Origin of the sequence: Mycobacterium asiaticum, from assembly GCF_001673315.1 — a bacterium.
In the GTDB taxonomy this organism is placed as follows: Bacteria; Actinomycetota; Actinomycetes; order Mycobacteriales; family Mycobacteriaceae; genus Mycobacterium; species Mycobacterium asiaticum_B.
Map to the genome: position 1 here is coordinate 107924 of NZ_LZLQ01000100.1, position 7620 is coordinate 115543.

The 7620-nt window shown below is 65.8% G+C and carries 8 protein-coding genes; 5 read left to right on the forward strand and 3 right to left on the reverse strand.

The genetic code is table 11. The features are described from left to right. Window positions 1-5: 5 nt before the first annotated feature. Window positions 6-866, reverse strand: coding sequence for an SDR family NAD(P)-dependent oxidoreductase (locus tag A5636_RS16365; RefSeq protein ID WP_172827251.1), 861 nt, complete (start codon window positions 864-866; stop codon window positions 6-8). 118 nt (window positions 867-984) lie between these two features. On the opposite strand from A5636_RS16365, the gene A5636_RS16370 reads away from it, so the two are divergent. The 4 genes from A5636_RS16370 to A5636_RS16385 are packed head-to-tail and all read left to right on the forward strand — an operon-like array spanning window position 985 to window position 5709. Then, the gene (locus tag A5636_RS16370; RefSeq protein ID WP_065159704.1) at window positions 985-2586 is read left to right on the forward strand and encodes an SMP-30/gluconolactonase/LRE family protein; all 1602 of its coding nucleotides are present in this window, start codon (window positions 985-987) and stop codon (window positions 2584-2586) included. After that, on the forward strand, window positions 2546-3349 hold the full coding sequence (locus A5636_RS16375; protein WP_081287826.1) for a GntR family transcriptional regulator: 804 nt from the start codon (window positions 2546-2548) through the stop codon (window positions 3347-3349). Before A5636_RS16370 ends, A5636_RS16375 begins: the two co-directional genes overlap by 41 nt. After that, window positions 3342-4934 (forward strand): AMP-binding protein, encoded by a 1593-nt coding sequence (locus tag A5636_RS16380; protein ID WP_065159689.1) that lies wholly within the window; start codon window positions 3342-3344, stop codon window positions 4932-4934. The genes A5636_RS16375 and A5636_RS16380 overlap by 8 nt, the downstream gene beginning before the upstream one ends. Before the next feature lies 1 nt (window position 4935). Continuing rightward, entirely contained in the window at window positions 4936-5709 is a 774-nt protein-coding gene (locus A5636_RS16385; protein WP_065159690.1) for an SDR family NAD(P)-dependent oxidoreductase, read from the forward strand. 1 nt (window position 5710) lies between these two features. On the opposite strand, the gene A5636_RS16390 is transcribed toward A5636_RS16385, so the two are convergent. After that, window positions 5711-6172: an SRPBCC family protein gene (locus A5636_RS16390; protein WP_065159691.1), complete on the reverse strand. Its 462-nt coding sequence runs from the start codon at window positions 6170-6172 to the stop codon at window positions 5711-5713. Beyond that, entirely contained in the window at window positions 6169-7038 is an 870-nt protein-coding gene (locus tag A5636_RS16395) for a rhomboid family intramembrane serine protease (protein WP_065159692.1), read from the reverse strand. The genes A5636_RS16390 and A5636_RS16395 overlap by 4 nt, the downstream gene beginning before the upstream one ends. A 97-nt stretch (window positions 7039-7135) precedes the next feature. Here A5636_RS16395 and A5636_RS16400 point away from each other — a divergent pair, with 97 nt between their 5' ends. Further along, on the forward strand, window positions 7136-7360 hold the full coding sequence (locus tag A5636_RS16400) for a hypothetical protein (protein ID WP_172827252.1): 225 nt from the start codon (window positions 7136-7138) through the stop codon (window positions 7358-7360). Window positions 7361-7620: the final 260 nt, after the last annotated feature.

A 7620-nucleotide genomic window follows, 5' to 3' on the forward strand; every position in this document is an offset into this window, starting at 1 on the left:
TCTCCTTAGTCCCAGCGCTGTATCGCGGCGCGGAAGGACTCGTCCTTGAGGAACAACGACGTGTTGTCCGCTCCCAGGTGTCCCCATTTCAAATTGAGTCCGCCGTCGACCAGCAAGGTCTGTCCGGTTATGTAGGTCGACAGGTCCGACAGGAGAAACAGGATCGCGCCGGCCACCTCGTCGGGACGCCCACGTCGACCCATCGCGATGGCGCGGCGGTCACGCTCGGGATCGTCGTCGGTGTAGGTCCGGGATGCCGGTGTCTCGGTGACGCCCGGGGCGACGGCGTTGACCCGGATGGCACCTCCGTCGTCGCATGCCAGTTCGGCGGCCATGGTGCGGGTGGCCGCCACGATGGCGGCTTTGGCGGTGCCGTACGCGATGTGGAACGGGGCGGTGTTCATCCCGCTGATCGACGAAATGGACACGATCGAGCCGGATCGCTTGCGGCTCTTCAATTCGGCGGCCACCGCCTGACTCATGAAGAACATGGTCTCGAGGTTGCGGGTGAAGAGTTCGCGCCAGTCGCTGCGCGTCACGCGGGTGGACGGCATCCACGTCGATGGATCCGCCCCACCGGCGACGTTGACGAGTCCGTACAACTCGCCGTCGGCCTCACGCGCGGCGTCCAGGGCAGCATTGACGCCGTCGTCGGTGGACACGTCGGCCGCCACTGGCAACACCGCCAGGCCGTCGGCGATCAGCGGTCCCACGTGCTCGTCGAGATTGTCCTGGCCGCGGCTCACCGCGATGACGGTGGCCCCCGCCTCGGCGACCGTTCGCGTGACGGTGGTGCCGATCCCACCGCCGCCGGCGCCGGCGACCACAACGACCCGGCCGGCCAGGCTGAGAAGATCCCCGGTCACGTAATTGTCCGGACAAGATAATGACGTGCATCCATTAGAGAGCATGATTCTCTGCTACTGCGCTGCACGTCAAGACCGTAGCGGTTTTTGTGCTGGGCTATTGTCTGGACCAATAGGGATTGCTATCGTCCGAGCGGTGAAGGCTGCTCGCTACAGCGCCGCCCGGCCTCCCAGCGTTGCCGAAGGCTGGACGCTGACCCGGCTCACTGAGCCCAGTCGACTGTTCGGGGCGAACGGTCTGCGCACCGGTCCCGACGGACGCATCTACATCGCCCAGGTGACGGGCAGCCAGATCAGTGCCCTGGACCCGGCGACCGGCCGACTCGACACCGTCAGCGCCAAGGGCGGCGACATCATCGCTCCCGACGACGTGGCTTTCGATCCGGATGGCAACCTGTATGCGACCGAGGTGATGGATGGGCGGGTCAGCATGCGCGACCCTGCCGGCCGCAGCCGTGTTCTTCGTGACGACATTCCGTCCGCGAACGGCATCACCGTGCACCGGGGCAGGCTGTTCGTCGGGGAATGCCGCGCGGGGGGTCGCCTGCTCGAACTCGACCGCAACGGCGGCGCACCCCGGATACTGCTGGAAGACGTCCCGTCGCCCAACGCGATGGAGGTGGGGCCGGACGGATTGCTGTACTTCCCGGTGATGGGGGCCAACGAGATCTGGCGCATCGACCCCGAAGGCGGTGAGCCGGAGCGGGTCGCCGCGGACCTCGGCGTCCCCGACGCGGTGAAGTTCGACGCGGCGGGCCATATCGTCTCGACCCAGGTGCACAGTGGTCAGGTGCTGCGCATTGATCCACGCTCGGGTGAGCGCAGTGTCCTCGCCAATCTGAATCCGGGACTGGACAACCTGACGTTCGTCGGCGAGCGACTGTTCGTCTCCAACTTCACCGGCGAGATCACCGAGATCCTGGGTGACGGCACCACCCGGGCCGTGCTGCCCGGTGGTTTGAACTGGCCGCTGGACCTGACCGTCGGCGCTGACGGCAGTCTCTACGTCGCCGATGGAACCTATTTCTACGCCTTGGCGGATGGCGCGATGCGTACCGCCGGCATGTTGTTCAGTCCCGGTTACCCGGGGTTCCTGCGCGGCGTGGCCGCCACCGGCCCCGGTGAGTTCGTCGTCACCACTTCCAACGGCGAAGTAGCCCGATATAGGCCGGACAGTAACGAAAGCGACTTCCTGGCAACCGGTTTCGATCAGCTGTACGGGGTAGCGGTGGCCGCCCCGGACAGCTTCGTGGTCGCCGAACTGGGCACCGGACGGGTGCTCGGCATCAACAGCAGCGGCGTCGAGGTGTTGGCAGCGGGTCTGGCCGAACCGGTCGGCGTGGCAGTCACCCGGGACGGCGGTTGCCTGGTCTCCGAGGCCGGCGCCGGGCGGGTGCTCAAGCTGGGCGACACTGTCCCACTACTCGAGGGGCTGCAGCGGCCGCAGGGGCTGTTGGTGCTCGACGATCACATCTATGTAATCGACGCCGGCGCAAAGGAACTCATCGCCGTGAACCTGAGCAGCGGAGCCCGGCGCACCATCGTCGCGGACCTGCCGGTGGGGGCGCCCCCCGGTGTCAGTCCCAAACCGCTGCGAGGGATGCCGCCGTTCTCCGGGCCGCAGGGACCGTTCGCCGGTATCGCGGCCGGCCCCGACGGCACCCTTTATCTGTCGGCGGATGCCGACGGCAGCGTCCTGGCACTGCGCCGGGAAACCTGAAGGGGCCACGGCGTTGTCGGACACCAAAGCTGTCGACCACCGCTATTTGCAGGTCGCGCGCACGCTGCGCAAGGAAATCGTCGACGGTGTCTATCCGGTCGGCTCCCAACTGCCGACGGAACACGAGCTGTGCGAGCGATTCTCGGTCAGTCGCTACACGATCCGGGAGGCGTTGCGCCGACTGCGCGACGACAACCTGGTCTCATCGCGTCCACGCACCGGAACCCTGGTGGTGCCACGACCTTCGGCCGACTCCTACGTGCAGCACGTCATGTCGATCAACGATCTGCTGGAATTCGCCACCGGTACCCGATTTGCGGCGGAGTCCGTAGCGATGGTCAGCATCGACGATGAACTCGCCGCCCGCACCGGTCTGGCCCTCGGTGAGCAGTGGCTCACCGTGCGCGGCTACCGTCAAACCGACGGGATCGGCGACACCGCCACCCCGCTGTGCCGAACCGAGTACTACATCAACCGTGCATTCGCGGCGGTGGGACGGCTATTGCAACGACACCAAGGGCCCGTCTTTCCGCTGATCGAGGACTTGTTCGGGCTCAGTATCGTTGAGGTTCATCAGGAGATCGTCGCCGTACTACTGTCATCCGATTTGGCCGCGGGCCTGGACGTCGAATCGGGCACGCCCGCCCTCCAGGTGCAGCGCACATACCGGGCCTCCGATGGTCAAGTCGCACAGGTCACGATCAACACCCACCCGGCGGCCCGCTTCCGCCATTCGATGACGATGCGACGAGTGCGTGGCTAGGCAGCTCAAAGACGGGCGGTGGGTTCGTTGGGACGACGAGCGCGCTGCCGTTGCTTATTCGCGTGGTTGGTGGACGGACACCACGCTGGGGGACGCCGTGCGGACGGCGGCGCGGGACACTCCGGGGCGCGTGGCGTTGATCGACGGTGACAACCGACTGACCTGTGCCGATCTGCACCGGCGTGCGACAGCGCTGGCTCACGCCCTGCTCCGGCGCATCCCGCCGAGCAGCGTGGTGTCGTTCATGCTGCCCAACTGGCATGAAGCCGCGGTGGTGTACCTGGCCGCCACCCTCGCCGGCATGGTGGCTAACCCGATCCTGCCATCGCTACGGGATCGGGAGCTGCGTTTCATCCTCGAAGACGCCGACAGCCGAATCATTTTCATTCCGTCCACCCTCGCCGGGCACGACTACGCCGCGATGCTGCGCCGGGTCGGTGCCCAGTTGGCGTCGCCACCGGATGTGGTTGTGCTGCGCGGAGATTGCGGCTCCGACCAGGTGCCATTCGAGATGCTGACCGCCGGGAGTCCCGCGGCCGTGCAGCTGCCGACGCTGGACCCCGACGCGGTGCGCATGATCCTCTACACCTCTGGCACCACCGGTCGCCCGAAAGGTGTTCTGCACAGCCATAATTCAATTAACGCCCTGCTCAGCCAGATACGCGACCACTGGATGGTCGAGCCGTGCGACTCGTTTCTGGTGGCCTCGCCGATCGCTCACATCGGCGGTTCCATCTACGCGTTCGAAGCTCCTTTCCTGCTCGGTGCCGCCGCGGTCCTCATGGAACGCTGGAACGCCGACGAGGCGGTGCGCTTGATGGACACCGAGCGCTGTACCCACATGGCGGGCGCGACTCCATTCCTGGAGCAACTGTTGGCGGCGGCACGGCGCGCGGGCACCCGGTTGCCCACTCTGAAACTGTTCATTTGCGGTGGCGCTTCCGTGTCGCCTTCGCTGATCCGAAGAGCGGCTGCATATTTCGGGTCCGCAGTAGTTACCCGCGTCTACGGATCCACCGAGGTGCCGGTGACGACGGTGGGGTCCCCCCAGCACCGCGACTACGCCGCGGACACCGACGGCCGGGTCGGCCTGGCCACGGTCAAGCTGGACAACGGCGAAATCCTGGTGCGCGGACCGCAGATGCTGGTCGGCTATCTGCACCCCGAAGACGACGCCGGATGTTTCGACGCCGACGGCTACTTTCGCACCGGCGACCTGGGCCGCTGGGTCGACGACGACTACCTTGTCGTCACCGGAAGGGCCAAGGACGTGATCATCCGCAACGGAGAGAACATCTCACCCAAAGAAGTCGAGGACGTCCTGGTCAGCCACCCGGACGTGGCCGAGATCGCCATCGTCGGCCTGGCCGATGACCGAACTGGTGAACGGGCGTGCGCGGTAATCGTGCCGGCCACCGCCTCGATTCCCGACACCGCGAGCCTGCGCGCATTTTTGGAGGACTCGGGTGTTGCCCGTTTCAAAGCCCCCGAGCAGGTGGTCATTTGGGACGATCTACCGAAGAACGACGCCGGGAAGGTGCTCAAGCACCGGATCAAGGCGGCGCTGGAAGAGGCAGGGCAGTGACATGCAGGTAGCGATCGTGACGGGAGCGACCGGCGGCATCGGATCCGGCTGCGCCGCAAAGCTTGCCGAGTCCGGCATGGCGGTCTTCGCGACCGGGCGCGACGAAACCAAGCTCGACCAACTGGCGCGGGGGGTCGGCGATCCGGACCGGTTGGCTACGCACGCCGTGGATCTCACCGACGACGCGGCGCCCAGCGAAATCGTCGGCGCCGCCCTCGCTCGTTGGGGCCGCATCGACTTCCTGATCAACGCGGCGGGCGTGGGCAGCCCGAAGCCGCTGCACGAGACCGATGACGAATCCCTGGACCACTTCCTCGGATTGATGCTGCGGGCACCATTCCGCTTGATCCGTGAGGTGTTGCCGCACCTGCAGCCCGGGTCGGCGATCATCAACATCACGTCGACGTTCGCCGTCGTCGGCGGCATGCGAGGCGGCGCTTACTCCGCGGCCAAAGGCGGACTCACGGCGATGACCACTCACATTGCCTGCCAGTACGGGGCGCAGGGAATCCGTTGTAACGCAGTGGCTCCTGGAGTCATCCAGACCGCTATGACCGAGCATCGGCTGGGCGATGAGCGGTTCCGGCGCATCAACACCGAAATGACGCCGCATCAACGGTTGGGCACGGTCGAGGACGTCGCCAGCACGGTGGCGTTCCTGTGCTCCCCGGGCGGGGCTTTCATCAACGGCCAGACGATCGTGGTCGACGGCGGCTGGAGTGCTACCAAATACCTGTCTGACTGGGCTCTGACTTCGGAGTGGAAGCCTCGCTGACTCAACGAGTTTCGAAATGCCGCCGGATGCCGTCGAGCATTTTGGCGTGCGCCTTGACCGCCTCGCGTACGGTGAACGCGGCCAGCGGGCGAGGCGCTGCGAACTGTATCCGTTCAGTGATTCGGGTGCCGCTGTCGACGGGGGTGAAGCTGACCGTCCCGCGCAGGCGCACACCCGGCGACTGGTCGGCTTCGGTCAGCACGTCACCGTTGAGCCGAACGTGCAGTCGCGCACGGTAGCTCACCTTCATGGTGATCGGACCCACCGGAATGCGATCCACCACTCGGTAGCTCTGTACATAGCCGTCGTCCTTCTCGGTGCGGGATAAAAGTTGCACCGACACGATCAGCGGGTGCACCAGCCTGATGTTGTCGAGATCGACGTAGAAGTCGCGCACCTCCCCCGGCGGCGCGGGCACCTCTTCGGTCAGCGTCCGTTCGGCGTGCGCGATCAACCACTTCATTGAATCCCGAATTGGGCCAGCAGAACACCCGTCCGCCACCAGATCAGCACCGCGAACAACGTCAATGCCGCGGCCGTCGCCGCGGCCTGGATGATGTCCCGATGCTGGCGGGGCGCATACACGTAGGCCGCAGCGAGCAATCCACCGGCGACCAGACCACCCACATGTGCCTGCCAACTAATCGCGTGGGAACTGATCGCCGGCACTACGAACGTGAACGCCAGGTTGATGACGATCACTGCGAGGACACCTCGGACGTCGAGGGTGAGCCGCTTCGCCGCCACGAACAAAGCAGCAAACAAACCGAATACCGCGCCGGAAGCACCCGCTGTCGCGGTATTCAGCGGCGACAGCAGGTACACCAGCACCGAACCACCTAGCCCGCTCACCGCATACAGCGCGCCGAAGCGCAGACGGCCCAGCCACATCTCCAGCGGTGCACCCACCACATACAGCGCCCACATGTTCAACAGCAGATGCGGTGCGCCGTAATGCAGGAACGCCGAGGTCACCAAGCGGTAATACTGTCCGTCGGCGACGGCGGGCGGCCAGAGCGTGAACTGCTTCTGCACGCTCATCACCGTGACTTCGGCGATGAAGGCCAACACGTTGACCACGATCAGCGCGATGGTGACAACGGGTTTTCCCGCGCGCTCCCGTCCGCCGAACGGCGTCCGCTTCTCCCGAATGGTCCGGGCGCCGGCCTCGACGCATTGCACGCACTGGTGTCCGACGGCCGCACTGCGCATGCAGTCCCCACAGATCGGACGTTCGCACCGGGTGCACTGAACGTAGGTCTGACGGTCGGGATGCCGGTAACAGGTCGGTGCGTCGGCGGGCAGCTGCGGTGTATTCGGGCCGTTCATCGCATCCAATCTTGCCTGCTCGCAGATCCGTCGCCGAATCGGCGACCGGGCGGCGCGACTATTCCCTCGTCCGCAGAGTTGACCTACTGTGATTTGGGTGGAATCACACGGAACCCCTGAAATGGTGCCCGTCGAACACTTGCACTCCGGTGACCCGATCACCGATGGCGGCCAACGCTACATAGTTCTCGAGTCCAAGACTGTCGGCGACGGCTGTGTGGTCCTCGAACTGGAGTCCAGGATCGACCACCAACTGCAGGTCATCGAAAAGTCCTTCCCGGCGGGATACCACGTGGGCCGGGCTCATCACCGCGCGCTGTAGCTCATCCGCCGACGGCGCCGACACTGACACCGCGCGCCGTAGCTCATCCGCCCGATTGCGCCGACACTGACACCGCGCGCCGTGGCTCATCCGCCCGATTGCGCCGACACTGACACCGCGCGCCGTGGCTCGTCCGCCCGATTGCGCCGACACTGACACCGCGCACACAACACGCCGACGACCGTGTGCGCAGCTTCAATCTCGGCGGGCTCGCTCGTCAATCTCGGCGTGCTCGCGCCAATCTGGGCGTGCTCGCGCCC

Bases quoted from the DNA above. Each gene is read 5' to 3' on its own strand.
- A5636_RS16375 (WP_081287826.1), top strand. From the start codon at position 2,546: ATGCCGACGGCAGCGTCCTGGCACTGCGCCGGGAAACCTGAAGGGGCC.
- A5636_RS16385 (WP_065159690.1), top strand. From the start codon at position 4,936: ATGCAGGTAGCGATCGTGACGGGAGCGACCGGCGGCATCGGATCCGGC.
- A5636_RS16390 (WP_065159691.1), bottom strand. From the start codon at position 6,172: ATGAAGTGGTTGATCGCGCACGCCGAACGGACGCTGACCGAAGAGGTG.
- A5636_RS16395 (WP_065159692.1), bottom strand. From the start codon at position 7,038: ATGAACGGCCCGAATACACCGCAGCTGCCCGCCGACGCACCGACCTGT.